27 protein-coding genes are annotated in these 25,395 nt (G+C 68.6%); 17 read left to right on the forward strand and 10 right to left on the reverse strand.

The features are described from left to right. Positions 1 to 52: 52 nt before the first annotated feature. The gene (locus tag GO592_RS08000) at positions 53 to 913 is read right to left on the reverse strand and encodes a universal stress protein (RefSeq protein ID WP_007299485.1); all 861 of its coding nucleotides are present in this window, start codon (positions 911 to 913) and stop codon (positions 53 to 55) included. A gap of 150 nt (positions 914 to 1,063) precedes the next feature. On the opposite strand from GO592_RS08000, the gene GO592_RS08005 reads away from it, so the two are divergent. The 7 genes from GO592_RS08005 (at position 1,064) to GO592_RS08035 (ending at position 7,482) form a co-directional block, all read left to right on the forward strand. Further along, a complete protein-coding gene (locus tag GO592_RS08005; protein WP_005261254.1) occupies positions 1,064 to 1,465 on the forward strand; it encodes a DUF1801 domain-containing protein in 402 nt (133 codons plus the stop codon). Positions 1,466 to 1,586: 121 nt separating this feature from the next. Further along, a complete protein-coding gene (locus tag GO592_RS08010; RefSeq protein ID WP_005261253.1) occupies positions 1,587 to 2,093 on the forward strand; it encodes a sigma-70 family RNA polymerase sigma factor in 507 nt (168 codons plus the stop codon). Then, positions 2,090 to 2,848: an anti-sigma factor family protein gene (locus tag GO592_RS08015; RefSeq protein ID WP_007299486.1), complete on the forward strand. Its 759-nt coding sequence runs from the start codon at positions 2,090 to 2,092 to the stop codon at positions 2,846 to 2,848. The genes GO592_RS08010 and GO592_RS08015 overlap by 4 nt, the downstream gene beginning before the upstream one ends. A gap of 188 nt (positions 2,849 to 3,036) precedes the next feature. Beyond that, on the forward strand, positions 3,037 to 4,749 hold the full coding sequence (locus tag GO592_RS08020) for a thiamine pyrophosphate-binding protein (RefSeq protein WP_007299487.1): 1,713 nt from the start codon (positions 3,037 to 3,039) through the stop codon (positions 4,747 to 4,749). Then, positions 4,746 to 5,405 carry a hypothetical protein gene (locus tag GO592_RS08025; protein WP_005261250.1) on the forward strand — a complete coding sequence of 220 codons (660 nt, stop codon included), beginning with the start codon at positions 4,746 to 4,748 and terminating at the stop codon, positions 5,403 to 5,405. The genes GO592_RS08020 and GO592_RS08025 overlap by 4 nt, the downstream gene beginning before the upstream one ends. 3 nt (positions 5,406 to 5,408) lie before the next feature. Beyond that, on the forward strand, positions 5,409 to 6,431 hold the full coding sequence (locus GO592_RS08030; protein WP_007299488.1) for a 3-oxoacyl-ACP synthase III family protein: 1,023 nt from the start codon (positions 5,409 to 5,411) through the stop codon (positions 6,429 to 6,431). 1 nt (position 6,432) lies between these two features. Beyond that, positions 6,433 to 7,482 carry an aminotransferase class I/II-fold pyridoxal phosphate-dependent enzyme gene (locus GO592_RS08035; protein ID WP_007299489.1) on the forward strand — a complete coding sequence of 350 codons (1,050 nt, stop codon included), beginning with the start codon at positions 6,433 to 6,435 and terminating at the stop codon, positions 7,480 to 7,482. On the opposite strand, the gene GO592_RS08040 is transcribed toward GO592_RS08035, so the two are convergent. From GO592_RS08040 to GO592_RS46480, 6 genes are all read right to left on the reverse strand, one after another. Then, on the reverse strand, positions 7,418 to 8,173 hold the full coding sequence (locus tag GO592_RS08040) for a sirohydrochlorin chelatase (RefSeq protein WP_007299490.1): 756 nt from the start codon (positions 8,171 to 8,173) through the stop codon (positions 7,418 to 7,420). The two genes, GO592_RS08035 and GO592_RS08040, sit on opposite strands and share 65 nt — an antisense overlap. A 4-nt stretch (positions 8,174 to 8,177) precedes the next feature. Beyond that, entirely contained in the window at positions 8,178 to 9,494 is a 1,317-nt protein-coding gene (locus GO592_RS08045) for a sulfate adenylyltransferase subunit 1 (protein ID WP_007299491.1), read from the reverse strand. Positions 9,495 to 9,496: 2 nt separating this feature from the next. Continuing rightward, positions 9,497 to 10,450: a sulfate adenylyltransferase subunit CysD gene (cysD, locus tag GO592_RS08050; RefSeq protein WP_005261244.1), complete on the reverse strand. Its 954-nt coding sequence runs from the start codon at positions 10,448 to 10,450 to the stop codon at positions 9,497 to 9,499. Beyond that, the gene (locus GO592_RS08055) at positions 10,447 to 11,217 is read right to left on the reverse strand and encodes a phosphoadenylyl-sulfate reductase (RefSeq protein ID WP_050998676.1); all 771 of its coding nucleotides are present in this window, start codon (positions 11,215 to 11,217) and stop codon (positions 10,447 to 10,449) included. The genes cysD and GO592_RS08055 overlap by 4 nt, the downstream gene beginning before the upstream one ends. After that, entirely contained in the window at positions 11,181 to 12,902 is a 1,722-nt protein-coding gene (locus GO592_RS08060) for a nitrite/sulfite reductase (RefSeq protein ID WP_007299493.1), read from the reverse strand. The genes GO592_RS08055 and GO592_RS08060 overlap by 37 nt, the downstream gene beginning before the upstream one ends. A 120-nt stretch (positions 12,903 to 13,022) precedes the next feature. Then, on the reverse strand, positions 13,023 to 13,124 hold the full coding sequence (locus tag GO592_RS46480; RefSeq protein ID WP_368681006.1) for an Ms4527A family Cys-rich leader peptide: 102 nt from the start codon (positions 13,122 to 13,124) through the stop codon (positions 13,023 to 13,025). A gap of 129 nt (positions 13,125 to 13,253) precedes the next feature. Here GO592_RS46480 and hemW point away from each other — a divergent pair, with 129 nt between their 5' ends. After that, on the forward strand, positions 13,254 to 14,477 hold the full coding sequence (hemW, locus tag GO592_RS08065) for a radical SAM family heme chaperone HemW (protein WP_007299494.1): 1,224 nt from the start codon (positions 13,254 to 13,256) through the stop codon (positions 14,475 to 14,477). A 77-nt stretch (positions 14,478 to 14,554) separates the two neighbouring features. Here hemW and GO592_RS08070 read toward each other — a convergent pair whose 3' ends face one another. Further along, entirely contained in the window at positions 14,555 to 14,872 is a 318-nt protein-coding gene (locus tag GO592_RS08070) for a type II toxin-antitoxin system VapB family antitoxin (protein ID WP_005261240.1), read from the reverse strand. Between the two features lie 209 nt (positions 14,873 to 15,081). Here GO592_RS08070 and hrcA point away from each other — a divergent pair, with 209 nt between their 5' ends. The 9 genes from hrcA to era all read left to right on the forward strand — a co-directional run bounded on the left by hrcA (position 15,082) and on the right by era (position 23,325). Then, positions 15,082 to 16,125, forward strand: a complete 1,044-nt coding sequence (gene hrcA, locus GO592_RS08075; protein WP_005247940.1) for a heat-inducible transcriptional repressor HrcA — start codon at positions 15,082 to 15,084, stop codon at positions 16,123 to 16,125. 86 nt (positions 16,126 to 16,211) lie between these two features. Next, a complete protein-coding gene (dnaJ, locus tag GO592_RS08080) occupies positions 16,212 to 17,363 on the forward strand; it encodes a molecular chaperone DnaJ (protein ID WP_007299495.1) in 1,152 nt (383 codons plus the stop codon). A 2-nt stretch (positions 17,364 to 17,365) separates the two neighbouring features. Then, the gene (locus GO592_RS08085) at positions 17,366 to 18,127 is read left to right on the forward strand and encodes a 16S rRNA (uracil(1498)-N(3))-methyltransferase (protein WP_007299496.1); all 762 of its coding nucleotides are present in this window, start codon (positions 17,366 to 17,368) and stop codon (positions 18,125 to 18,127) included. A 6-nt stretch (positions 18,128 to 18,133) separates the two neighbouring features. Beyond that, complete coding sequence (locus GO592_RS08090; RefSeq protein ID WP_005261235.1) at positions 18,134 to 18,901, forward strand: alpha/beta hydrolase family protein; 768 nt, start codon at positions 18,134 to 18,136, stop codon at positions 18,899 to 18,901. Positions 18,902 to 19,087: 186 nt separating this feature from the next. After that, on the forward strand, positions 19,088 to 20,161 hold the full coding sequence (locus tag GO592_RS08095) for a PhoH family protein (RefSeq protein WP_007299497.1): 1,074 nt from the start codon (positions 19,088 to 19,090) through the stop codon (positions 20,159 to 20,161). A gap of 36 nt (positions 20,162 to 20,197) precedes the next feature. Then, on the forward strand, positions 20,198 to 20,740 hold the full coding sequence (gene ybeY / locus GO592_RS08100) for an rRNA maturation RNase YbeY (RefSeq protein ID WP_005247928.1): 543 nt from the start codon (positions 20,198 to 20,200) through the stop codon (positions 20,738 to 20,740). A 21-nt stretch (positions 20,741 to 20,761) separates the two neighbouring features. Further along, positions 20,762 to 22,090 (forward strand): hemolysin family protein, encoded by a 1,329-nt coding sequence (locus GO592_RS08105; protein ID WP_007299498.1) that lies wholly within the window; start codon positions 20,762 to 20,764, stop codon positions 22,088 to 22,090. Then, positions 22,083 to 22,415 carry a hypothetical protein gene (locus tag GO592_RS08110; protein ID WP_007299499.1) on the forward strand — a complete coding sequence of 111 codons (333 nt, stop codon included), beginning with the start codon at positions 22,083 to 22,085 and terminating at the stop codon, positions 22,413 to 22,415. The genes GO592_RS08105 and GO592_RS08110 overlap by 8 nt, the downstream gene beginning before the upstream one ends. Continuing rightward, positions 22,408 to 23,325 carry a GTPase Era gene (gene era / locus GO592_RS08115; protein WP_005247923.1) on the forward strand — a complete coding sequence of 306 codons (918 nt, stop codon included), beginning with the start codon at positions 22,408 to 22,410 and terminating at the stop codon, positions 23,323 to 23,325. The genes GO592_RS08110 and era overlap by 8 nt, the downstream gene beginning before the upstream one ends. A 43-nt stretch (positions 23,326 to 23,368) precedes the next feature. On the opposite strand, the gene GO592_RS08120 is transcribed toward era, so the two are convergent. After that, the gene (locus GO592_RS08120) at positions 23,369 to 23,941 is read right to left on the reverse strand and encodes a TetR/AcrR family transcriptional regulator (protein ID WP_007299500.1); all 573 of its coding nucleotides are present in this window, start codon (positions 23,939 to 23,941) and stop codon (positions 23,369 to 23,371) included. Positions 23,942 to 23,944: 3 nt separating this feature from the next. Continuing rightward, the gene (locus GO592_RS08125) at positions 23,945 to 25,390 is read right to left on the reverse strand and encodes an amidase (protein WP_007299501.1); all 1,446 of its coding nucleotides are present in this window, start codon (positions 25,388 to 25,390) and stop codon (positions 23,945 to 23,947) included. Positions 25,391 to 25,395 lie beyond the last annotated feature (5 nt).

The following is a 25,395-nucleotide window of genomic DNA, read 5'->3' on the forward strand; positions in this document are numbered from 1 at the left end:
GTGAATATGAATCAGGCTGATCGAAAAGGGGAGAAACGGATCCTGCCGGTGTTCAGCCTTTTCGGCAGATGAGCACCGGGCACCGGGCGTGGTGGATGAGGCTCTGGCTCGTCGAGCCCACGATCGACGCGGTGAACGGATTTCGCCCGTGACTGCCGACCGCGATCAACTGTGCACCGAACGAGTACTCGAGGAGTACCTTCATCGGCCCACCGCGCTCGAGGCAGCGCGTGACCTCGACATCGGGATATTTCTCGCGCCACCCGGCGAGGCTCTCGGCGAGCCACGCCTCCTCGTGCTGGACCAGATCGGACCAGTCGGTGAAGCGTCTTTCCTCCGAGTACCACGCACCAAGGGTGGAGTGCTCGGCCCAGGTGTGCACCGCGACGAGGGGAGCGCCGAAGAACGCCGCGAACTCGAACGCGTGGGCCACCGCCAGGTCGCTCAGTTCGCTGCCGTCCACCCCCACCACGACGGGCCGGGTTTCGCTGACCTCGTGGCCTTGGATGCCGCGCCAGACGACGACCGGGCATTCGGCTCGATTCGACACCCGCACGACATCGGAACCGGCAACCACCGATTTCATCTCGCTCGTGGCCGCGGGCCCGAGAACCAGCATCCGGGCCGTCTTGGACAGTTCCACCAACGCGTGGGCGGGCGGGCCGGGGTGGGTACTGCGCTCCACGTCCAGGTCCCGCTGCCCGTCCAGGACGGTGCGTTCGGCGGCGTCGAGGAACTCGTCCCCTTCGGGGTGACCGTCCGCGGAATTCGGATGCTTGGGTAACACGTGGACTAGGCGCAGCGGCTCCTCGAAGCGCCTCGCCGCGGATGCCGCCCACGCCGCCGCCTCCAGCGCGCCGTCCGATCCGTCGATGCCTGCCACGATGCCGCGTCGAATCCGTGCTGTGCTCATGGGGCTGCTCCTCACCTCCATTCCAGTTTGGTCCAGGACGGCGTCGACGCGCCAGAGGCAAATCGGTCGGTAGCCGATCCCGGCACGATGTGCGATGGATACTCGAGTGACGGCGAGTGACGACAGCCAGAAGGAGAGCGACGGTCCACCATGAAGAAGCGGACGAGCGGCTCGGACGAGGGAGGCGGAGGCGACTCTCCCTCGCAGTTGATAGATGCGCGCATCGAGGAGCTGGGTGACTGGCGGGGCGAGGCGCTCGCCCGGATCCGCGCCCTCGTCACGAAGGCCGACCCCGACGTCGTCGAGGAGTGGAAGTGGCGAGGAGTTCCGGTGTGGTCGCACGCCGGAATGATCTGCACCGGTGAGACGTACAAGAATGCGGTGAAGGTGACGTTCGCCAAGGGTGCTTCGCTGGACGACCCGTCCGGACTCTTCAACTCCAGCCTCGAAGGCAACACCCGGCGTGCCATCGATTTCCACGAGGGCGACACGATCGACGAGGAGGCGTTCCAGGCGCTCGTCCACGCCGCCGTGGCACTGAACACCTCCTAATCTACGGGCCAAGGGTTTTCGGCCGCTGCGATCCGGCTCACTTGGGGTTTCCCTGTGTTTCGGTGGCGCGGTGAACCGGAGGCGCGGTTGAACCGTGTGTACTGCTGGGAGGTGGTGACCGATGCCGGATGCCCAGACCGAGCTGATGCACGCCCTGTACGAGGAGCACGCCCCCGCAGTGTGGCGATATGCCCTACGGCTGACCGGCGACCGCGCCCGCGCCGAGGACATCGTGCAGGAGGTACTGCTGCGAGCCTGGAAGCATCCGAACGTGCTCGACCAGTCGGAGTCGTCGGCTCGGGCGTGGTTGTTCACGGTCGCCCGCAACCTCGTGTTCGACGAGCACCGCAGCGCCCGCTCCCAGCGTGAGATCGGGATGAGCTCCACACCCGAACGCGCCGCCCCGGACAGCTCGGACGGCGCTCTCGACGCCTGGATGATGGGTGATGCGCTGGCCCGGCTCAGCGCCGACCATCGTGCGGTCCTCGTGCTCGGCTACTACCGGGGAATGTCGACCAACCAGATCGCCGACGAACTCGGAATACCGGAGGGAACGGTGAAATCCCGCATGCATTACGGATTGCGGGCCCTTCGATTGGCTCTGCAGGAAATGGGGGTGACCCGATGACGTTCGACGACTTCGAGTCGCACGAGGATCCCTACGTCCGCTGGGACGCCGCATACGTGCTCGGCGCGATGTCCCCGAGCGATCGGCGCGAATACGAGGCCCACCTCGCCCACTGCGCACAGTGCTCGCAGGCCGTGTCCGAACTGGCGGGCATGCCCGGGTTGCTGGCCCTGATCACACCGGACGAGGCGTTCGGCACGTTGCCCGGGAACGCTGCGCCCGAGGACGAGGAGTCGCCCGCACCGCGTGTGCTGACCCAGTTGGTGGGCACGGTGCAGCGGCGCAGACGCTACCGGCGAGCGGCGACGGCCCTCGCAGCGGCGGCCGCCGTGGTCGCCGTCGCCGTCCCCGTCGGGGTGCTGGTGACGCAGGACCACCGACCGGCCGCCCCGGTGACGGCCATGCCCGTCCCGGACCGCGCGAACACCATCGAGACGGTGTTCACGCCCGTGGTCCCGACGACGATCACCGCGAGCGCATCCGTCGCGTCGACGTCCTGGGGCACGGTCATCTTCGTCGAGTGCTCCTACGAGGACACGTGGCCCGGCGACGGTCGCTACGGCGCCGACACCGAGGGGTACGCGCTGACCGTCACCGACCGCTCCGGAGTGGTCACCACACTGGCCACCTGGACCGGTGAGGCGGGCAGGACGGTGCGGCCCACAGCCACCACCAGCCTGCCCGTCGACGCGATCGCGAGCATCGACGTCCGATCCGACGACGACCATCAGGTATTGCTGACCACGGCGTTGTGAGCGGGCCGCCAGGGAGTCGGGTCGGTTTTCATACCTCCTGCTCGCTCCACCGCCGTGTTTCGTTCATCACGAACGTTTTCCGGAAAAATGTTCTGCCACCGGTGAACCCGACCCTTTCGTGGTTCGTGTGTACATCCAGTGGGTGACCGCAGGTCGCCCCGTCCGATCCACGACACGGGGGTCTGCCGATGAATCTCACGGATCACGAGCCACGGAACACCGGTCGCACCATGCGCGTCGCCGACTACATCGTCGCGGTGCTGGCCGCGGAGGGGGTCGAGCACGTCTTCGGTGTGGGAGGCGCGAACATCGAGGACCTGTACGACGCGCTGCATCGCTCCCGCGACGTCGAGGGCGTCGTCGCCAAACACGAGTTCTCGGCGACGACGATGGCCGACGGGTATGCCCGGACCTCGAACCGGATCGGGGTGGTCGCGGCGACGTCGGGCGGGGGCGCGCTCAATGTGATCGCCGGACTCGGTGAGGCATTCGCGTCCCATATACCGCTTCTGGCGTTGGTCGGGCAACCGCCGACGACGCTCGAAGGGATGGGCGCATTCCAGGACACGAGTGGACTGGCGGGGTCGATCGATGCGACCCGGTTGTTCGGCGAGGTGTCCGTGTACTGTGCGCGTGTCGAGTCGCCGCTCGACCTCGAACGCCAGCTCGCCGAGGCGCTGGCCGCCGCGCGCCGCGGCGGACCGGCGGTTCTCCTGCTGCCGAAGGACATTCAGCAGGCGATCGGCGAGTTCCCGGAACCGCCTCGAACGGTCTCGACGGCACCCCGCACCACCACGACGGACGTCACGCGGCTCGCCGAAGCCCTGCGCGACGACTACGGCCGAATCACCGTCATCGCCGGCGACGAGGTCGCGCGAGCCGGCGCGCGAACGGAACTCGCGGAACTAGCGCACGTGCTCGGTGCCCGGGTCGCCGTCACGCCCGACGCGAGGGACGTGCTCGATCCCGGGGCGCCCGGGCGGCTCGGGATCACCGGCGCGATGGGGAATCCGGATGTGGTCGATGCACTGCAGGATTCCGACGTCTGCCTGCTCATCGGCACACGACTGCCGGTGATGGCACGGGGAGGTCTGGATGCCGTGCTCGAGAAGACGCTGGTCTACAGCGTCGGCTCGGCGAAGCCGTATCTGCAGGCCTGTCACGTGCCGACGCGGGATCTGCGGGCGACACTGCGTGGGCTCGTCACCGAAATCGGACCGGCGGCCTCGCGCGCGCCTGTCGCCCAGGGCGATCCGACCCCGATCGACGTGCCTTCGTCCGGCACGTCGGGCCTGCGCTACACGGACGCGGTGAAGGCGCTCTCCGCGGTGATGCCTGTCGGTGCCGACGTGTTCGCGGACGCCGGAAACACGGGTGCCGCCGTCGTGCATCACCTTCCGGTTACTGCCGGAGGCCGGTTCGTGGTGGCGCTGGGAATGGGCGGGATGGGCTACACGTTCGGCGCCGCGATCGGTTCCGCGTTCTCGCGCGGCCGCCGCACGTTCGTGATCGCCGGCGACGGTGCGTTCTACGCGCACGGGCTCGAGATCCACACGGCGGTCGAGTACGACGTGCCGGTGACGTTCGTCGTGTTCAACAACAACGCCCACGCGATGTGCCTGACCCGCGAGCAGGTGTACTTCGAGGGCGCTTACACCTACAGCCGGTTTCGTCCCGCCCACATCGCGGCGGGAGTCGGCGCACTGTTCCCCGGCTTGCCGTCCCACACGGTCGACACGCACGCCGGCCTGGCCGACTCTCTCCGCGCCACGACCGACTCGGCGGGGCCCGCTGTCATCGAAGTCGCCTGCGACGCCGACGAGTTGCCGCCGTTCCTGCCGTTCCTGCCCGCCCGACGCCCGACCGAGAGATCCGAATCCCGAGAAGGAGCCCGCCGATGACCGCCCGAGAGATTGCCCCGCTGCCCGACCTTCCCGCCGACCTGCCCGGCCTCGTCCGCATCGAGACCTCCGACCGTCAGGCGACGACACCGATCATCATGGACATGCTGAGGTCGGTGTATCCGCACGACCAGGTGTTCGGAAAGTACTGCACTGTCAACGAATACATCGACTGCCCGCCGGACGAGGTGTTCCGCTACCTCTCCCACACCCGCAGCCTCGAGGAATGGACGTACAGCCTCCGGGGATTCACCCCGGCCGGGGAACCCGGGCTGTGGCTCGCGTACGACCGCCTGGGCGACACCACCGAGATCTACACGCGCACCGTGGCACACCCGGCCGCGATGACCGTCGACTATCACTGCGCCTGGGACCAGGGCAAACACCTGTGGATGGTGTATCTGATGCGGGTGGTGGACGCGCGCACGGTCCTGGACGTCGACGGATCCGTCGTGTTGTGGACCAACTGCCACCATCCGTTCTACGACGACAATCCCTACCCCGAGACCGCCCCCGCGGACCGGGTTCCGTGGGTGGGCGACTTCTGGGACATGTTCGCCGCCGGACACCAACTGGAGATGAGCAATCTCAAGGCGATCTGCGAATACCGGTGGGCGAACGACCTGCCCGTGACCCCGACCTGGATGAGTGAGTGAGACATGGACACCGTCAGCCTGATCGACATTGCCGGCTACCTACCCGAGAACCGGGTGGGAGCAGACTATTTCGCCCAGTTCGCCGCCTCCGACCGGCTCGCCGAGATCATCATGTTCCGGGCGCCGAAATTCCGCCACCACATCGCGAGCGACGAGAACGCCGTCGACATGGCGGAACGTGCGATCGCCCCGCTGGTCGAGCGGAACGGCTCCGAACTCGTCGCCAACGTGGACATTCTCATCACCCACACCCAGCTGCCCGACGTCCCGATCCTGGGCACCGGCGGAGAACTCGCGCGCCGGATGGGAATCACCCCGGACTGGGTGGTGGACCTGCACAACGGCGGCTGCGCGTCGTTCGTGTACATGATCAAACTGGCACGTCAGATCATGCAGACCGGCAACGCGTCGACCGCCCTGATCGTGTCGGTGCAGAACAGCGCCGGCCAGATCTTCACGCAATCGGACGTGCGCGCGCTGGCACAGTCGGCGGTGCCCGGTGACGGCGCGGGCGCATGCCTGCTGGTGAAGTCGGAGGCCGCGCCGGTGCTCGGGCTCGAGTGCCGGACCTACCCCGAGTTCGCCGGGGACATGACGGCCGCCGTCGATCCGCCCCGCAAGTACTGGGAGGCGGGCACCGGCCAACTGCACATCGGGTTCACCGAATCGAGGATCGCGAAGGTCTTCGCCCGCGGGAACCGGCTCGTCCCCGAGGTGGCGCTCGCGGTGTGCAAGCGGATCGGCATCACCCCGGACGCGATCGACACCCTGGTCACCAACCAGCCCAACCGGCTGTTCCTCCGCAACTGGCGGGACGCACTCGAGCTACCGGCGGAACGACACCCCGACACGTTCGACGAATGCGGGAACCTGTTCGGCGCCGCGATCCCCGTCACCCTCGACATCGAGAACCGGGCAGGCCGCATCCCCAACGGTTCGCTGGTGATGATGTCCGCGTTCGCGCACGCGGGCGACTTCGCCGGGGCCGGGGCGATTCGATGGGGCGCCGCCCCGGCGGGGGTGTGAGATGACGACGCCGACCATCGCGGGACCCGGTGTGAGATTTGATCTCGCGCTGAGCGAGAACCCGTTCGCCCCGTTGCCCTCGGTGCTCGACGCGCTCGACGGTGTGATGCGCCGGGCGCATCGGTATCCGGAGTTCCTGCCCGAGCGGCTGATCGAGGTCATCGCGGATCACGAAGGGCTCGACGCCGATCAGGTGGTGGTGGGCGCCGGTGCCACCGGCGTCGCACTGCAGATCATGCGCTCGGTCGCCGGGCCGGGGGAGCGGATCGTGTTCACCGCCCCGACGTTCGACGGGTACCCGATCATGGCGCGCATCGCGGCACTCGACGCGGTGCCGGTACCGATTCTCCCGGATGGCGGGCAGGATCTGGCCGCGATGGCGGCCGCGATCGACGACCGCACCCGGCTCGTCGTCGTCTGCCGTCCGCACAACCCCACCGGGACGCTCGTCGACACCGCCGAGCTGGCGGAATTCCTCCGTCGTGTGCCGGACCGGGTGATAGTCGTCCTCGACGAGGCCTACGTGGAGTTCGTCGACAGCCGACTGGTCCTGGACGTGCATCGCATCATCGCCGAACATCAGAACGTCGTGTTCCTGCGAACGTTCTCCAAGGCGTACGGTCTGGCGGGGTTGCGTATCGGATTCGGCTTCGCGAATGCGGCTCTGGCGCGGACGATTCGAACGCTGCAATTGCCGTTCGGGATGGGCAGCGCCGCCGTTCCCGCGGTCACGGCGTCGTACGCCGCCGAGCACGAGCTCCGTGCCCGGGTGGCTGCCATCGTCGCCGAACGGGAGGAACTGTGGCGCACGGTGCGGGCGATGGGAATTCCCGTCCCGCGCAGTCGGGCCAACTTCCTGTACATCCCCGGAGAGGAAGTCGGTGACGCTCTCGCCCGTGCCGGCATCCACGCGCGCACCTACCCCAATGGCGACGCGCGGATAGCGGTCGGGAGCCGGGGCGCCGGGCGTGCGGTGATCGACGCGCTCAGGCCGACAGTGCCCGGTACCGCTGCAGCTCCGTGTGTGTCTGCGAGTACCGGTCGAGCATGACGTCGAGCAGTCGGGGGTGCGGTCCGATGGTGGCCGCGTAGGTGATGCCCGGTCCGCAGGATTCCGCCGCACGGCTCAACCGGTCCGTGAGCAGTCCCGGAGCAAGGAACCACGGAGCGATCACGATGCGCGCGGCACCGGCCTGCCGCAGCGTCGAGATCGCCTGCTGCACCGTCGGTTCCGCCGACGTCGCGAAACACGTCACCGCCCCCGACCATCGGGTGCCCGCGGCGACCGATTCGGCCAGCTCGCGGGTTCGGTCGTTCGCGGCCGGGTCGGACGAACCGACTGCGGCGAGGACGATCCCGAGACCGGACTCGTCGACGGAACCGCCGGCCTCGCCGATGCGATGACGGACCGCCTCGACCAGCCGCGCATCGTGCCCGAGAACGTCCGCCTGCCGGACGTGCAGGTGGGGGTGACGGAGGCGGGCGGCGTCGAGGAGCGCCGGAAGGTCGACGCGTGCGTGGAACGCGCTACCCAGAAGCATCGGCACGACCACGGCGGAGGAATGCCCCTCGGCGGCGACCGCGTCGAGCACCTGGTCCACGGACGGCGCGTTGAGGTCGAGGAAGCACAACCGCACGTCGAGGTCCGGTCGCACCGCCCGGAGCGCCGACACGGCAGCCGCCACCACCCACGCACTGCGGGGGTCGCGACTGCCGTGGGCGACAGCGATCAGCGGGGTCATCGCACTAGACGCGCTCGCCGAGCTCCACCGCTGCGATGGCATCTCCGACGAGGCCGGCCGCGAGCGTGTTGCCGCCGGCCGGGTCGATCAGCAGGAAGCTGCCGGTGTGGCGGTTCACGGTGTAGTCGTCCGCCACGATCGGCTCGGCGACCCGCACCGAGATCTTGCCGATCTCGTTGAGTTCCAACGACTCCGGGCTGGGCTCCGAGGTGAGCTCCTGCTCGTTGAAACGCTCGACGAGTGTGCCGACGATGGCCTGCGTGGTGCGGGTGCCGTGCTTGAGCAGCAGGCGCGCGCCGGGACGCAGTGGCTTCTCGGCCAGCCAGCAGACGGTCGCGTCGAACTCGCCGAGCGGTTCGGGGGCGTCGGCGGGGGAGGCAATGACGTCGCCGCGGGAGACGTCGACGTCGTCGGCCAGCACGAGAGTGACGCTGCGGCCGGCGTGGGCGCTGTCGAGTTCGCCGTCCGCGGTGTCGATGCGGGTGACCGTGGTGCGAACACCAGACGGCAGGATCACCACCTCGTCGCCCGGGGTCACCTCACCTGCGGCGACCTGCCCGGCGTACCCGCGGTAGTCCGGGAACTCCGCCGTTCGCGGACGGATCACGTACTGGACGGGGAAACGGAGACCGACCCGGTGGGGTTCGGCGTCGACGGGCACAGACTCGAGGTGCTCGATGAGCGTGGGGCCGTCGTAGTACGGGGTGTTCTCCGAACGCACCGCGACGTTGTCGCCGTGCAGAGCAGACACCGGGATCTCGACGACGTCCTCGGACGCCCAGCCGAGCGAACTGGTCAGCGAGTTGAACTCCGCCGAGATGTTCGCGAACACGGTGGCCGGATCCTCGACGAGGTCGATCTTGTTGACGGCCAGCACCAGCTTGGGGACGCCGAGCAGCGCGAGAACGGCGGCGTGCTTGCGGGTCTGCGAAATGACACCCTTGCGGGCGTCGACCAGCAGGATGACCATCTGCGCGGTGGACGCGCCCGACACCGTGTTCCGGGTGTACTGCACGTGCCCGGGAGTGTCGGCGAGGACGAACGAGCGGCGGGGTGTCGCGAAGTACCGGTACGCCACGTCGATCGTGATGCCCTGTTCACGCTCCGCGCGCAGGCCGTCGACCAGCAGGGACAGGTCGGGAGTGGACAGCCCCTTGTCGACCGACGCCCGGGTGACGGCGTCGATCTGGTCTGCGAGAACCGATTTCGTGTCGTACAGCAGACGGCCGACGAGGGTCGACTTGCCGTCGTCGACACTGCCGGCGGTGGCAAGCCGAAGCAACTGGGTGCTTCGCGGGCTACGCACGTGGAGGTCGCTCATGATCAGAAATAGCCCTCTCGCTTGCGGTCTTCCATAGCCGCTTCGGAAACTCGGTCGTCGCCGCGGGTCGCGCCGCGCTCGGTCAGCCGGGACGCTGCGACCTCGGCGAGGATCGCCTCGTTGTCGCCGGCCTCGGAAAGTACTGCGCCGGTGGTGGACCCGTCGCCGACGGTGCGGTACCGCACCGACAGCGTCTGCAGGTCCTCACCCTCGGACGGTCCGCCCCACACACCGGGCGTCATCCACATGCCGTCGCGCTGGTACACCTCGCGCTGGTGCGCGTAGTAGATGCTGGCCAGTTCGACGTTGTCACGGGCGATGTACCGCCAGATGTCGAGTTCGGTGAAGTTGCTGAGCGGGAAGACGCGGACCTGCTCACCGGGGGAGTGCTTGCCGTTGTACAGGTTCCACAGTTCGGGGCGCTGCTTCTTCGGGTCCCACTGGCCGAAACTGTTGCGCAGCGAGAAGATGCGCTCCTTGGCCCGGGCACGCTCCTCGTCGCGCCGGGCGCCACCGAAGACCGCGTCGAAACGGTTCTCGGCGATGGCGTCGAGCAGGGGAACGGTCTGGAGGGGGTTGCGAATCCCGTCAGGGCGTTCGGTGAGCCGGCCGTCGGCCAGGTAGTCCTCGACCTTCGCCACGTGCAGGCGCAGGTTGTACTTGGACACGACGTGATCGCGGAAGTCGAGGACCTCCTGCAGGTTGTGTCCGGTGTCGACGTGCAGCAGCGCGAACGGCAGCGGTGCAGGCCAGAACGCCTTGATCGCCAGGTGCAGCAGCACCGTGGAGTCCTTGCCGCCCGAGAACAGGATCACCGGGCGTTCGAACTCGCCCGCGACCTCACGGAAGATGTGGATGGCTTCCGACTCGAGCGCGTCGAGCGTGTCGAACTGCGACCCGTCCAACTGCGGCCGGACGGCGGATTCGGCGAGGGAAGTGGAGATGTCGATGGTCATGAGGCGTGCAACCCGCATTCTGTCTTGGCCTGACCGGCCCAGCGGCCGCTGCGCGGATCGCTGCCGGGGGCTGGCTTGCTGGTGCACGGAGCGCACCCGATGGACGGATATCCCTCGTCGACGAGCGGATTCACCAGAATCGAGTGCTCGTCGATGTAGGACTGCATGTCTTCGTCGGACCACGCGGCGATCGGGTTGATCTTCACCAGACCGAACGCGTCGTCGAACGAGATCAGGGGGGCGTTCGCGCGGGTGGGCGCCTCGACGCGCCGGATGCCGGTCACCCACGCCTTGTAGCCGGAGAGGGTCTTCTTCAACGGGGCGACCTTCCGCAGTGCGCAGCACCGGTTGGGTTCGCGGGCGAACAGGTCCTTGCCCTCCGCCGCATCCTGTTCGACGACACTCGCCTCGGCCCGCGCGTTGATCACGTTGACGCCGTACACCTGCTCGACGGCGTCGCGGGTGCCGATGGTCTCCGCGAAGTGGTAACCGGTGTCGAGGAACAGCACGTCCACACCGGGATGGACCTGGGCGGCGAGGTGGACCAGAACGCCGTCCTGCATGTTCGACGCGACGATGTAGCTGTTCCGGTACCCCGTCGCTTCGCTCGCCCCGGCCCCGAACGTCTCTTCGGTCCACCGCAGCAGTTCGTGCGCGGAGGCACCCTCGAGACTTGCCGCCCCCTGTGCGGCAAGGAGCCGAAGGTCGTCCTGTGTGGCTGTGGCGAGATTCAACGCAAGTCTCCTTCGTCTGCGCGCACGACCCATTCCGCGAAGCGTTCACTCTCGTTGCGGTGCTTCACGAACTGGCGGACGACGCGATCGATGTAGTCACCGAGTTCGGTGCTGGTGACCTTGTGCTGGCGAAGCTTCCGGCCGAAGGCCGAATCGAATCCGAGGCTGCCGCCGAGGTGGACCTGGAAGCCCTCCACCTGGTTGCCCTCGCCGTCGTCGACGAGCATCCCCTTGAACCCGATGTCGGCGACCTGTGAGCGGGCGCAGGAGTTCGGGCAGCCGTTGATGTTGATCGTGATCGGCACGTCGAGCTGCGCGTTGATGTCGGCGAGCCGCTGCTCGAGTTCGGGGACGAGCACCTGCGAGCGCTTCCGCGTCTCCGCGAACGACAGCTTGCAGAACTCGATGCCCGAGCACGCCATCAGGTTCTTGCGCCAGTGCGACGGACGCGCGGGCAGGCCCACCTCGTCCAGGTCGGCGATCAGCTGCTCGAGCTTGTCGTCGGCGACGTCGAGAATGATCAGCTTCTGGTACGGCGTGAAGCGGATCTTGTCGCTGCCGGCCCGCTCCGCGGCGTCCGCGACCTTGGCCAGGATCGTGCCCGACACGCGACCCGCGATGGGGGCGACGCCGACGGCGTTGAGACCGTTGCGGGTCTTCTGCACACCGACGTGGTCGATCGGCCGGGTGGGCTTCTCCGGCGCGGGGCCGTCGATGAGCTTGCGCTTCAGGTACTCGGTTTCGAGGACCTCGCGGAACCGCTCGATGCCCCAGTCCTTGACCAGGAACTTCAGGCGGGCCTTGTTCCGCAGCCGGCGGTAGCCGTAGTCGCGGAAGATCGACACGACGGCCTCCCACACGTCGGGAACCTCGTCGAGCGGCACCCAGACGCCGACCCGCTGCGCCAGCATCGGGTTGGTGGACAGCCCGCCGCCGACCCACAGGTCCAGGCCGGGACCGTGCTCGGGGTGGTTGACCCCGACGAACGCGACGTCGTTGATCTCGTGCACCACGTCCTGCTGACCGGAGATCGCGGTCTTGAACTTGCGCGGCAGATTCGAGTACTCGGGCTTGCCGATGTAGCGGCGGACGATCTCGTCGATCGCGGGAGTGGGGTCGAGGACCTCGGTCAGCGACTCGCCTGCCAGCGGTGAACCCAGGACGACGCGGGGGCAGTCACCGCACGCCTCGGTGGTCTTGAGGCCGACGGACTCGAGCCGCTTCCAGATCTCGGGGACGTTCTCGACCTCGATCCAGTGGTACTGGACGTTTTCGCGGTCCGACAGGTCGGCGGTGTCACGCGCGAACTCGGTGGATATGCCGGCGATGGTGCGCAGCTGCTCGACGTTGAGGGCGCCGGCGTCGCAGCGGACCCGCATCATGAAGTACCTGGCCTCGAGCAGGTCGATGTTCTCGTCACCGGTGAAGGTGCCGTCGTAACCCTGCTCGCGCTGGGTGTAGAGACCCCACCAGCGCATACGGCCACGCAGGTCACCCTTGTCGATGCTGTCGAAGCCCTGCTTCGAGTAGATGTTCTCGATGCGGGCCCGGACGTTGAGCGGATTGTCGTCCTTCTTGGCCTGCTCGTTGGCGTTGAGGGGCTCGCGGTAGCCGAGGGCCCACTGGCCTTCGGCGCGTCGCCGGGCCGGCTTCGCCGTGCGCGTACGCGCGGGTGCTGCCTCGACGGCAGCGGGGGAGGCGTCGGTGGTCGACGTCATGGAGCACTCCTGAATCTCAAGATGCACCGGCTGAGGCCGAGGAGGAGGGCTAGTCCTCGCTCAGGGCATTCGAATCCGGCCGGAAGTCGAGAAGAATGATGAACGGGCTGACAGGCTGAATTACTGCGCGATACAGGGCAGACAACAACAGCTGCAGACACGCTTGAGATCGACGTGACGACGCGCCACAAGTCGCACTCCGGGTCCGGTCATGCCGACCATTGTGCCACGTCAGATCGCTCACGCAGAGCCGGGCACCGATTTCCACCATTTTTGCGGGAAATATCACGAGGAGGGGCCCGCGACGGTCGGGTGGACACCGGAGGTGAGCCGACCATGGAGACTGTAAGGATGAACGGAACGAGCACTCCCACGGTCGGACGCGACGAGGCCGCGGCATTCGCGCTGCCAGGAAGTGCGCTGACGGGGGTGGGGAGCCGCCCGTTCGGGATCTACGTGCACGTGCCTTTCTGCGCCACACGCTGCGGATACTGCGATTTCAACACATACACGGCAGGCGAACTGGGGACGTCGGCGTCGCCGCAGTCGTGGATGGAGGGGTTGCGCCGCGAACTCGACCTCGCCGCGCAGATGACGGGCGCCCCGGCCGTCGACACGGTGTTCGTCGGCGGTGGCACACCGTCACTCCTCGGCGGCGACGGACTGGCGGACGTTCTCGGTGCGGTCCGCTCGAGCTTCGGCCTCGCGAAGGGCGCCGAAGTGACCACCGAGTCGAACCCGGAGTCCACGTCGCCGGAGTTCTTCGAGCGGTTGCTCGCCGGCGGATTCACGCGGATCTCGCTGGGCATGCAGTCGGCGGCGCAGCACGTGCTGAAGGTGCTCGACCGCACCCACACACCCGGACGTGCGGTGGCGGCGGCGCAGGAGGCCCGGGCCGCCGGATTCAAGCACGTCAATCTCGACCTCATCTACGGAACGCCGGGGGAGCGCGACGAGGACCTCGACCTCTCGCTGGACGCCGTGCTGTCCGCCGGGGTGGACCACGTATCCGCCTACGCGCTGATCGTCGAGGACGGCACCGCGCTGGCGAGGAAGGTGCGCCGCGGGGAACTGCCCGCGCCCGACGACGACGTCCTGGCGTCGCGGTACGAGCGCATCGACGCGCGGCTCGCCGACGCGGGCCTGACCTGGTACGAGGTGTCGAACTGGGCATCGGCTGACGCCGCGACGGGGGAATCACGCTGCCGGCACAACCTGGGGTACTGGGACGGCGGGGACTGGTGGGGCGCCGGGCCGGGCGCGCACAGCCACGTCGGCGGTGTGCGCTGGTGGAACGTCAAGCACCCGGCGCGCTACGCGGACCAGCTGGCGGCGGGAAGTCTGCCCGTCGGTGGGAGCGAACAGCTGACCACGGAGGACGTCCACGTCGAGCGGGTGATGCTCACGGCGCGGCTGCGGACGGGACTCCCGGTGGCGGAGCTGGATGCCGCGGAGCAGCGCGCGGCCGAGACCGTGGTGGCCGACGGACTGCTGGTGCGCGAGGGCGAGCACCTGGTGCTGACCGACCGTGGGCGGCTCCTCGCCGACGCCGTGGTCCGGACGGTGCTGCGCTGACGCTCAGCCCTCGACCGCTCAGCCCTCGACCGCTCAGCCCTCGACCGCTCAGCCCTCGACCGCTCACCTTCGAATCCTCAGGCCGTGACGATGCCGGGCATCTCGTCGTAGTCGAAGACGCGGGCGTGCAGCACGACGCGGTTTCGCAGTGCCGAGCGCACGGCCCGGTGCAGTCCGTCCTCGAGGTAGAGCACCCCGTGCCACTGGACCGCGTGCGGGAACAGGTCGCCGTAGAACGTCGAGTCCTCCGACAGCAGCCGGTCGAGCTCGAGAACCTTCGTCGTGGTGACGATCTCGTCCAGCCGCACCTGCCGGGGTGGGATCTTGGACCAGTCGCGCAGCGACAACCCGTGGTCCGGGTACGGCTTGCCGTCCATGACACCTTTGAAAATCATCGCCTCGTCATCCGCCCGTGGTCGTTGCCTCTGCTCGTCTCCGGTCACCACAGTAAGGCCTGAACCGGTATCGGCGGCGCGACGATTAGACTGGACCGAGCCGAGATGCACGTGCATCTGCACGTAGCTCAGGGGATGTGGCGGCCGATCCGAACGAAGGTTCGGTGACGCCGCTGCTCGTGATGATCGAGAACTGGAGGTGGACGGCGATGTCGAGTACGGACGACAGACGGTTCGAGGTTCTCCGCGCCATCGTCGCCGACTACGTCTCGACCCAGGAGCCGGTGGGATCGAAGGCGCTGGTCGAGCGGCACAATCTGGGTGTGTCCAGTGCGACGGTCCGCAACGACATGGCGTTCCTCGAGAGCGAGGGCTACATCGCCCAGCCGCACACGAGTTCCGGCCGTGTTCCCACGGACAAGGGCTACCGGCAGTTCGTCGACCGCATCGCCGACGTGAAGCCGCTGTCGACGGCGGAGCGGCGCGCGATCCTCGATTTCCTCGAGTCCGGGGTCGACCTGGACGACGTTCTCCGGCGCGGTGTGCGCCTGCTCGCGCAACTCACACGCCAGGTCGCGGTTGTGCAATATCCCACACTCTCGGCGTCGTCGGTCCGGCACCTCGAGGTGGTCGCGCTGACGCCCGCCCGCCTGCTGCTGGTGCTCATCACCGATTCGGGTCGAGTCGATCAGCGCATCGTCGAACTCGGCGACGTGCTCGACGACCAGGACCTGGCGCGGCTGCGCGGACTGCTCGGGGGCGCCCTCGACGGCAAGCGGCTGGCGGCGGCGTCCATCGCGGTCTCGGAACTCGCCGACGAGGCCCCGGAGGATCTGCGCGACGCCGTGATCCGTTCGGCCACCGTGCTGGTGGAAACGCTCGTCGAGCATCCCGAGGAGCGGCTGGTCCTCGGCGGCACCGCGAACCTGACCCGCAACGCCGCCGACTTCTCGGGAATCAGCGGGTTCCCCGGTTCGCTGCGCGCGGTCCTCGAGGCGCTGGAGGAGCAGGTGGTGGTGCTCAAACTGCTGGCCGCCACGCAGGACGCGGGCACCGTGACGGTGCGGATCGGTGAGGAAACCCAGGTGGAGCAGATGCGCGGCACCTCCGTCATCTCGACCGGCTACGGTGCGGCAGGCACCGTGCTCGGCGGAATGGGCGTGCTCGGACCCACCCGAATGGACTATCCGGGAACAATCGCGTCGGTGGCAGCCGTTGCGAGATACATCGGCCAGGTGCTCGCCGAGCGGTGACGGCCGGCCCCGGCGACAGCCCGCCGCGGGGCGAGCACAGGTACCGGTAGCGAGATAACGAAGCAGAGAAGGACGAGAGACTCAACGTGGCACGGGATTACTACGCAACGCTCGGCGTCGATCAGAAGGCGACCGATCAGGAGCTCAAGCGCGCGTACCGCAAGCTTGCGAGGGAACTGCATCCCGACGTGAACCCCGACGAGGCGGCGCAGGCCCGGTTCCGGGACATCTCGACGGCCTACGAGGTGCTGTCCGATCCGGAGAAGCGTCGCATCGTCGACCTCGGCGGCGACCCCCTCTCCTCGGGTGGCGGCGGAGGCGGTGCCGGCTTCGGCGGCGGTTTCGGTGGCGGCCTCGGCGACGTGTTCGAAGCGTTCTTCGGCGGCGGAGGCGGTGCAGGCCGCGGACCGCGCGGCCGCGTCCAGCCGGGCGCCGATTCCCTCCTGCGCACCAGGCTGACGTTGGCGGAATGCGCGACCGGCGTGAGCAAGCAGGTCACCGTCGAAACGGCGATCCTGTGCGACAGCTGCACCGGTGCGGGCACCAACGGCGATTCCAAGCCGGTGCGCTGTGAGACCTGTGGCGGCGCGGGCGAGGTCCAGTCGGTGCAGCGTTCGTTCCTCGGCCAGGTCATGACGTCGCGGCCGTGCCCCACCTGCCGCGGCGCCGGCGAGACGATCCCCGACCCCTGCCACAAGTGTGGCGGCGACGGCCGGGTGCGTGCCCGCCGCGACATCACGGTGAAGGTGCCCGCAGGCGTGGCCGGCGGAATGCGTATCCGGCTCGCCGCGCAGGGCGAGGTCGGCCCCGGCGGCGGACCCGCAGGCGACCTGTACGTCGAGGTGGTCGAGCAGGCGCACGAGGTGTTCGTGCGCGACGGCGAAGACCTGCACTGCACGGTCCGGGTACCGATGATCGACGCCGCCCTCGGCACGACCGTGACGATCGACACGATCATCGACGGACCCAAGGAGATCACCATCGAGCCGGGAACTCAGCCGGGATCGGTGACGGTCCTGCGCGGGCACGGCATGCCGAAGCTGCGTTCCGGCATCCGCGGCGACGTGCACGCCCACCTCGAGGTCGTGGTTCCGTCGCGCCTCGACCACAAGGAGACGAAGCTTCTCCGCGAACTCAAGGACCTGCGCGACCGCGACGTCGCCGAGGTGGTCTCCACGCAGTCGCAGCACAGCGGCGGATTGTTCTCACGCCTGCGTGAAGCGTTCAGCGGTCGCTGACCGTGGCGGCGACGGTCTTCTTCCTCGACCCGCTGCCCGAGGTGGGGAGCACCGCGGTTCTGGACGGCCCGGAGGGCAGGCATGCCGCGACGGTGCGCCGGATCGGTGTCGGGGAGCGGATCGTGCTGGCCGACGGCCGGGGTGGTCTCGCCGACACCGAGGTGACGGGGGCCGGTAAGGACCGGCTCGAACTCACCGTTCACGAGCGTCGTCAGGTGTCGGCGCCGTCGCCGAGTGTGACTGTGGTGCAAGCGCTTCCGAAGGCGGAGCGGTCCGAGTTGGCGGTCGAGCTGGCCACCGAGGCCGGAGTCGACGCGATCGTGCCGTGGCAGTCGTCGCGTTGCGTGGCCCGGTGGGAGGGCCCCAAGGTCGCGAAGGGTGTCGCTCGCTGGCGTAGCGCGGCTCTCGCCGCCGCCAAGCAGTCCCGGCGGGCGATCGTCCCCGAGGTGTCGGAACTGCACCGCACCGCCGGGATGCTCGCCGTCGTCCGTGAGGTGGTCGGCCGGGGCGGCGTCGTCGCCGTGCTGCACGAGGCGGCCGCCCAGGGCCTCGCCGAGCTTCCACTGCGCTCGGCGTCCGAGATCGTGCTCGTCGTCGGCCCGGAGGGCGGTATCTCCGAGGAGGAGATCGCCGCGCTGACGGACGCCGGTGCCGTCCCGGTGCTGCTCGGTCCGCACGTTCTGCGGACCTCGACCGCCGCGGCCGTCGCGCTGGGCGCCATCGGTGTCCTCACGGACCGCTGGGGCGCGGCCCCGCTAGCCTGACTGTCCGTGGACCGCATTCGCATCGCCTACGGAACCGAACCGCAGCAGTTCGGGCACTTCTACCCGCCCGAGGAGCCCGTGGCCGCCGCGGTCCCGGTGGTGATGGTCGTCCACGGCGGTTTCTGGAGCGGGAAGTACCACCTGAACCTGGGCACGAGCTTCGCGGTCGACCTCGCCCGCCACGGCGTCGCCGTCTGGAACATCGAATACCGCAGGCTCGGTGCGGGCGGCCGGTGGGACGAGATGTCCGCCGACGTTCTCGCCGCGCTCGACGCGATCGCCGGTCCGGTCGCCGAGCAGTCGCCCGTCCCGTTCGACCTGTCGAAGGTCCGGGTCGTCGGCCACTCCGCCGGTGGACAGCTCGCGGTGTGGCTCGCCGGGGAGAGGCAGACGACGGTCCGGCCGGAGCGGGTCGTGTCCCAGGCGGGCGCCCTCGACCTCGCGTCCGCGGGGGAGCGAGGCCGGCGGATCGGCTACATCGAGGATCTCCTGGGCGTCCCGTTCGACGAAGATCCCGATCGGTACCGCGCCGCGTCCCCACGGCACCGCATTCCCACCGGAGTGCCGGTGGTGTGCGTGCACGGCACGGAGGACGCTCAGGTTCCGGCGAAGGTGAGTGTGCGGTACAGCGAGGCCGCGCAGGCAGCCGGGGACCCGGTCGCGCTGCATGTCGTCGAGGGCGAAGACCACTACGCGTTCCTCAATCCCGAGACCGACTGCTGGAAGATCTCGCGGGACGCCCTACTGTCCGACGCCGGTGAGTGCTCGGGCTGACGCCCGCCGACGGGGCACGCGTCGGCGGGCGAGGCGCGGCAGTGACCGGGCGGGCATCCGAATGTCCCGAAGTCGTGACGGCGTCGCGTAATCAGGTGGGAGCTGTGACCTGCGAGCGATAGACTTCCCTCAGCACGACGACCGTCGTGACCAACCAGGAACCGGGAAGAAGGCCATATTCCTCACGTGAGCGAACAAGACCAGAACGGCGAGACGTTCGGCGCCACGCGTCCGGCGGAACGCACCGTGCGTTCGAATATCGATCTCCCACCCGAAACGGTCCCGCCTCTCCTCGGTTCTTCCGACGAGAATCTGCGCGCTCTCGAACGGGTCCTGGACGCAGACATCCATGTACGCGGCAACGCCGTCACGCTGACGGGACGGCCCGGCGACGTTGCGCTCGCCGAACGGGTCATCGCCGAACTGGGCTCCATCGTCGGTCGCGGGCAACCCCTGACCCCCGACGCGGTGCGTCGCACGGTCGGCATGCTCACGCAGGGGCTGAGCGAATCACCCGCCGAGGTCCTGACCCTCGACATCCTGTCGCGGCGCGGGAAGACGATCCGGCCGAAGACGCTGAACCAGAAGCGCTACGTCGACGCGATCGACGCCAACACCATCGTGTTCGGCATCGGGCCTGCCGGTACCGGCAAGACCTACCTCGCCATGGCGAAGGCGGTGCAGGCCCTGCAGACCAAGCAGGTGTCGCGGATCATCCTCACCCGCCCCGCGGTCGAGGCGGGCGAGCGGCTCGGGTTCCTGCCCGGCACGCTGCACGAGAAGATCGATCCGTACCTGCGCCCGCTGCACGACGCGCTCCACGACATGATGGACCCCGAGGCCATCCCGAAGCTGATGCAGTCGGGTGTCATCGAGGTGGCGCCGCTGGCGTACATGCGTGGCCGCACGCTCAACGACGCGTTCATCATCCTCGACGAGGCGCAGAACACCACCGCCGAGCAGATGAAGATGTTCCTCACCCGGCTGGGCTTCGGCTCCAAGGTCGTGGTCACCGGCGACGTCACGCAGGTGGACCTGCCGGGCGGTGCCCGGTCCGGGCTCCGCGCGGCCACCGAGATCCTCGGTGACATCGACGACATCTACTTCGCCGAACTCAACAGCAGCGACGTGGTCCGGCACCGGCTGGTGTCCGACATCGTCGACGCGTACGAGCGTTTCGAGGCGGACCGGGACGGCAAGGTCGAGCTCGGGAACCGCGCACAGCGGAGAGCGGCGCACTCGCGTTCTCCACGACGGTAGGGTGAGTGTCGCCGGAACCAGGAGGAAGCGACACACATGAGCATCGAAGTCTCGAACGAATCGGGCATGGACGTCTCCGAAGAGGAGCTGATCAGCGTTGCCCGCTTCGTGATCGCGAGGATGGACGTGCACCCCGCGGCCGAGTTGTCGATGGTCCTCGTGGACTCGGCCACCATGGCCGACCTCCACATGCGGTGGATGGACCTGCCCGGTCCCACCGACGTGATGTCGTTCCCGATGGACGAGCTCGAGCCCGGCGGTCGCCCGGACTCGCCCGAACCCGGACCGTCGATGCTCGGTGACATCGTGCTGTGCCCGTCGTTCGCTGCGGACCAGGCCGAGAAGGCCGATCACCCGCTCGCCCACGAACTCGCTCTGCTCACCGTGCACGGTGTGCTCCACCTCCTCGGCTACGACCACGCCGAACCGGAGGAGGAGAAGGAGATGTTCGGGCTGCAGAACCAGTTGCTCGAGGACTGGTACGAGGATCTGCGCAGGGCCGAACGCGACGCCGCACTCGCTGCCCGGGATCAGAAGCTGCTCGGCAAGGCCGGCTTCTTCGACTCACCCGACCAGTAACCGCCACGTGAAGGGTCTTCTGTGAGTAGCGCCATCGCGCTGATCGTCCTCGCGATCGTCCTCGTCCCGCTCGGTGGTGTCTTCGCCGCCGTCGATTCCGCACTCAACACGATCTCGTCCGCGCGCATCGAGGAGATGGCGAAGGAGGATCGCCCCGGCGCCACCCGCGTGCTCCGCATCCTGTCGGATCGCCCCCGCTACGTGAATCTCATGGTGCTGCTGCGTATCCTGTGCGAGATCACGGCGACGGTGGTGCTCGTCGGTGGCCTGTCCGATCTCCTCGAGCCGGTGTGGGCGCTCACGTTCACGGCGATCATCATGGTGCTCGTCGACTACGTGGTGATCGGGGTCGGCCCCCGGACACTGGGTCGCCAGCACGCCTACTCGATCGCGTTGATCACGTCGTTTCCCCTGCAGGTCATCGGAACTCTGCTCGGCCCGATCAGCCGCCTCCTGATCCTGATCGGTAACGCGATCACCCCGGGTAAGGGATTTCGCAACGGCCCCTTCGCCTCCGAGATCGAACTGCGCGAACTCGTCGACATGGCGCAGGAACGCGGCGTGGTGGCCGACGAGGAACGCAGGATGATCCAGTCGGTGTTCGAACTCGGCGACACGTCCGCCCGCGAGGTGATGGTGCCGCGCACCGAGATGGTGTGGATCGAGAACGACAAGAGCGCCGGACAGGCGACGTCGCTGGCTGTCCGCAGCGGACATTCGCGGATCCCCGTGATCGGGGAGAACGTCGACGACGTGCTCGGGGTGGTGTACCTCAAGGATCTCGTGCAGGAGACGTACCACTCGCGCGACGGCGGACGCAGCGTCCGCGTCGCCGACGTGATGCGGCCCGCCGTGTTCGTGCCCGATTCCAAGCCCCTCGACAGCCTGCTCGCCGAGATGCAGCGCGACCGCAACCACATGGCCATCCTGGTGGACGAATACGGCGGAATCGCCGGGCTCGTCACCATCGAGGACGTCATCGAAGAGATCGTCGGTGAGATCGCCGACGAATACGACCAGGACGAGACACCGCCGGTCGAGGATCTCGGCGACGGCATGTACCGGGTCTCCGCGCGTCTGCCGATCGAGGATCTCGGTGAACTGTTCGGCATCGAGGTGGAGAACGACGAGGTCGAAACAGTCGGTGGGCTCATCGGTTACGAACTCGGCAGGGTGCCGCTCCCGGGGTCGGAGGTCGTGTCGCACGGTCTCGTCCTGCGCGGCGAGGGCTCACCCGACGTGCGCGGACGGGTGCGCATCAGCACGGTCTTCGTGCAACGCGCCCCCATCGACGAGGACGACGACAGTGGCGACGGCAACGACGGCGACCGGGAGGACGACGATGACTGAACTGGGCGACGAAGACGCCAAACTGGTCGTGCTCGCGCGAGGAGCGTTCGGCCGCACCGGAAGTGGTCAGGGCGCCGCCGTCCGCGATCTCGACGGCCGCACCTACGCGGCGGGCGCGGTCGCGCTGGCCGCGTTGTCGCTGACCGCGCTGCAGGCCGCTGTCGCGGCGGCGGTGTCGAGTGGCGCCGAGGGATTCGAGGCCGCAGTCGTGATCGGCGGCGACCCGGAAGACCCGGGCATCGCCGCCCTACACGAAGTCAGTGCGCAGGCGGCCGTCGTCTTCGCGCGAACCGATGGATCCGTGATCGAGGAGCAACATGAGTAAAACCGAATTCCGTTCCGGATTCGTCTGTTTCGTCGGACGGCCCAACACCGGCAAGTCCACGCTGACCAACGCGCTGGTGGGCAGCAAGATCGCGATCACGTCTTCGCGTCCGCAGACCACCCGCCACACCATCCGCGGCATCGTGCACCGCGACCACGCGCAGCTGATCCTCGTCGACACCCCCGGGCTGCACCGCCCCCGGACGCTCCTCGGCCAGCGCCTCAACGACCTCGTGCGCGACACCTACTCCGAGGTCGACGTGATCTGCCTGTGCATCCCGGCGGACGAGAAGATCGGCCCCGGCGACCGGTGGATCGTGCAGCAGGTCCGTCAGATCGCGCCGAAGACGACGCTCGTCGGCATCGTCACGAAGATCGACAAGGTCAGCAAGGACATGGTCGGGCAGCAGTTGCTGGCCGTGTCCAAGCTCCTCGGTCCCGAGACGGATGTCGTGCCCGTGTCCGCCGCCTCCGGTGAGCAGGTGGAGGTGCTGGTCGACGTCCTCGCGTCGAAGATGGAGGAGGGCCCGGCGTTCTACCCGGACGGCGAGCTCACCGACGAACCCGAAGAGACGCTGATGGCGGAACTCATCCGCGAGGCCGCACTCGAGGGGCTCGGCGACGAACTGCCGCACTCCCTGGCCGTGGTCATCGAGGAGATCATCCCCCGCGAGGGACGCACCGAGAAGCAGGGCGAACTGCTCGACGTCCACGCCCTGCTCTACGTCGAACGCCCGTCCCAGAAGGGCATCGTGATCGGCAAGGGCGGCGCCCGGCTCCGCGAGGTGGGGACCAAGGCCCGGCTGCAGATCGAGAAGCTCCTCGGCACCAAGATCTTCCTCGAACTGCACGTCAAGGTGGCCAAGGACTGGCAGCGCGACCCGAAACAGCTGGGCCGCCTGGGGTTCTAGGCGGCTGCGCAGCCCGTGCGCGGTTGACGAGCACTGAGACTCGTCAACCACTCACAGGGCCGGCGGCCCTCAGGAGAAGGAGCACCGACGTCGCGAAGTCCTGATCGCCGTCGCTTCCGGTCGCGAGTCTCCTGAGCTGCAGGCCGGCGATGGTGGCGACGATGGTCGGCGCGACGGACGCCGCGTCCGGGACGCCGAGGGCGGTGAGGATCGTCACCGTCAAATCGTCGTACGCGGCAAAACATTCGGCGGCAGCCTGACGCAGCTCGTGGTCACGTCCCGCCTGGATGTACAGCTCGAACGGGGCGATCCGCTCGGCGGAGAACGCCAGATCCTTCGCGACCTTCCCGGTGAGTGCCGCGGCGTCCTCGAGGCTCAGCCCCTTGTCCCGGTATCCCTCCGCCAGATCGGACAGCCGCTGCGTCTCCTCCGTCACGAACCCGGACAGCGCGGCGCGCAACAGGTCGGTCTGCGTGGGGAAGTGGTACGTGATGGAGCCGAGCGACACCCCGGCCTGCGCGGCGATCCGCCGATTGGTCACGCCCGGAATGCCATCCGTGCCGACGATGTGCAGCGCCGCCGCGAGGATGCGGTCACGGACGTCCGTCGAAGCCATCGGTCACCACCACCTCTCGGGACGTTCCAGGTCCCACCGCAGCACCGACTCGAGCTGGGCCGCAACCGACACCAGCAGCGGCTCGGCACCGTCGTGTCCCATCAGCTGGGCTCCGGTCGGCAGGTTGCCGGACGTGAACCCGGCCGGGACGTTCACGCTGGGCCAGCCCAGCACGTTCCACGGCCACGCGTACGGGCAGACCGCGGTGATCACCTTGTCCGTGGCCCAGGAGCTGATGCCGTCGATCCCCTCGACCCTCGGTGGGGGAGTCGCGGTGGTCGGGGCGAGGACGAGGTCGTACTTGTCGAAGATCGCCCCGACCCGTCGCTGCATCCTCGGCTCGGCGGCGCGGGCGGCGCGTAATGGCGCCCCGCGCAACAGTCGTCCGGTCCGGGCGTTGCCCTTCGTGCGGGGGTCGACGAGTGACGGGTCCGGGACCTTCCGCACCCAGTCGTCGATGCCGACCATCGACCGCGGGAGGAAGCCGAGCCCGAACATGATCCCGTAGTCGGGGTCGTCCACCACGACGCGATGCCCGAGCCTGCGCAGCGCCTCGGCGATCCGTGCGACGCCCTGGCGGACTTCGGGATGCAGCGTGGTGGGGGTCGCGGTGAACGGGATCCGCAGCGACAGCGCGATGCGTAGCGGTCCGGGGTCGCGGCCGACGGCGTCGCTGACGGTGACCGGTGCGGGCGTGTGCAGGTCGCCCTCGTGCGGTCCCGATGCGACGTCGAGAAGCAGGGCCGCGTCGGCGACCGTCCGGGCCAGCGGACCGTTGACGGTGAGGCCGTAGAACGCCTCGGCAGCAGGCCAGGTGGAGATTCGGCCGCGTTGCGGCTTGATCCCGACGAGGTTGGTCCAGGCGGCGGGGATGCGGATGGACCCGGCGCCGTCCGAACCGATCGCCGCGGACACCACACCGGCGGACACGGCCGCCGCGGCGCCGCCGGACGACCCTCCGGGGGTGTGTTCACCGTTCCAGGGATTGCGGGTGTACCCGAAGGCAGGTCCGCCGGTGAGCGGCCACTGTCCCAGCTCGGGACTGTTGGTCTTGCCCACGACGACGGCGCCGGCGGCGCGCAGCCGTCGCACCAGCTCGGAATCGCGAGCCGCGGGCGGGAAGTCGCCCGGGCACCCGAACGCGGTCGGCTCGCCGGCCACGTCGACGTCGTCTTTCACGGCAATCGGGACCCCGAGCAGCGGCAGGCGCTCACCGGCGGCGATCCGGCGGTCGGCCTCGGCGGCTTCGGCCAGTGCCTTGTTCCGGCGGATCACCTTGAACGCGTTGAGCGTCGGCTGGCTCGCGTCGATGCGGTCGAGGGCGGCGCGGGTGGCCGCGACCGATGTCGTGGCGCCGGAGGTCAGCGCCGTCACCTGCTCGACGAGTCCCGGGGCCCGATCCCCGTCGTCGTCGCGCTGCCGTCGATCGTCCAAGTGTTCCGCGCTCATGTCGC

This window comes from Rhodococcus sp. 21391 (assembly GCF_016772255.1).
In the GTDB taxonomy this organism is placed as follows: Bacteria; Actinomycetota; Actinomycetes; order Mycobacteriales; family Mycobacteriaceae; genus Rhodococcus_F; species Rhodococcus_F opacus.

Coding starts and splice junctions, on each gene's coding strand:
- GO592_RS08030 (WP_007299488.1), top strand. CDS start 5,409: ATGGACACCGTCAGCCTGATCGACATTGCCGGCTACCTACCCGAGAAC.
- GO592_RS08020 (WP_007299487.1), top strand. CDS start 3,037: ATGAATCTCACGGATCACGAGCCACGGAACACCGGTCGCACCATGCGC.
- GO592_RS08070 (WP_005261240.1), bottom strand. CDS start 14,872: ATGATTTTCAAAGGTGTCATGGACGGCAAGCCGTACCCGGACCACGGG.
- hrcA (WP_005247940.1), top strand. CDS start 15,082: ATGTCGAGTACGGACGACAGACGGTTCGAGGTTCTCCGCGCCATCGTC.
- GO592_RS08025 (WP_005261250.1), top strand. CDS start 4,746: ATGACCGCCCGAGAGATTGCCCCGCTGCCCGACCTTCCCGCCGACCTG.
- GO592_RS08015 (WP_007299486.1), top strand. CDS start 2,090: ATGACGTTCGACGACTTCGAGTCGCACGAGGATCCCTACGTCCGCTGG.
- ybeY (WP_005247928.1), top strand. CDS start 20,198: ATGAGCATCGAAGTCTCGAACGAATCGGGCATGGACGTCTCCGAAGAG.
- GO592_RS08045 (WP_007299491.1), bottom strand. CDS start 9,494: ATGAGCGACCTCCACGTGCGTAGCCCGCGAAGCACCCAGTTGCTTCGG.
- GO592_RS08125 (WP_007299501.1), bottom strand. CDS start 25,390: ATGAGCGCGGAACACTTGGACGATCGACGGCAGCGCGACGACGACGGG.
- hemW (WP_007299494.1), top strand. CDS start 13,254: ATGAACGGAACGAGCACTCCCACGGTCGGACGCGACGAGGCCGCGGCA.
- GO592_RS08040 (WP_007299490.1), bottom strand. CDS start 8,173: ATGACCCCGCTGATCGCTGTCGCCCACGGCAGTCGCGACCCCCGCAGT.
- GO592_RS08110 (WP_007299499.1), top strand. CDS start 22,083: ATGACTGAACTGGGCGACGAAGACGCCAAACTGGTCGTGCTCGCGCGA.
- GO592_RS08055 (WP_050998676.1), bottom strand. CDS start 11,217: ATGGGTCGTGCGCGCAGACGAAGGAGACTTGCGTTGAATCTCGCCACA.
- GO592_RS08010 (WP_005261253.1), top strand. CDS start 1,587: ATGCCGGATGCCCAGACCGAGCTGATGCACGCCCTGTACGAGGAGCAC.
- GO592_RS46480 (WP_368681006.1), bottom strand. CDS start 13,124: ATGGTCGGCATGACCGGACCCGGAGTGCGACTTGTGGCGCGTCGTCAC.
- GO592_RS08000 (WP_007299485.1), bottom strand. CDS start 913: ATGAGCACAGCACGGATTCGACGCGGCATCGTGGCAGGCATCGACGGA.
- GO592_RS08120 (WP_007299500.1), bottom strand. CDS start 23,941: ATGGCTTCGACGGACGTCCGTGACCGCATCCTCGCGGCGGCGCTGCAC.
- GO592_RS08035 (WP_007299489.1), top strand. CDS start 6,433: ATGACGACGCCGACCATCGCGGGACCCGGTGTGAGATTTGATCTCGCG.
- cysD (WP_005261244.1), bottom strand. CDS start 10,450: ATGACCATCGACATCTCCACTTCCCTCGCCGAATCCGCCGTCCGGCCG.
- GO592_RS08060 (WP_007299493.1), bottom strand. CDS start 12,902: ATGACGTCGACCACCGACGCCTCCCCCGCTGCCGTCGAGGCAGCACCC.
- era (WP_005247923.1), top strand. CDS start 22,408: ATGAGTAAAACCGAATTCCGTTCCGGATTCGTCTGTTTCGTCGGACGG.
- GO592_RS08005 (WP_005261254.1), top strand. CDS start 1,064: ATGAAGAAGCGGACGAGCGGCTCGGACGAGGGAGGCGGAGGCGACTCT.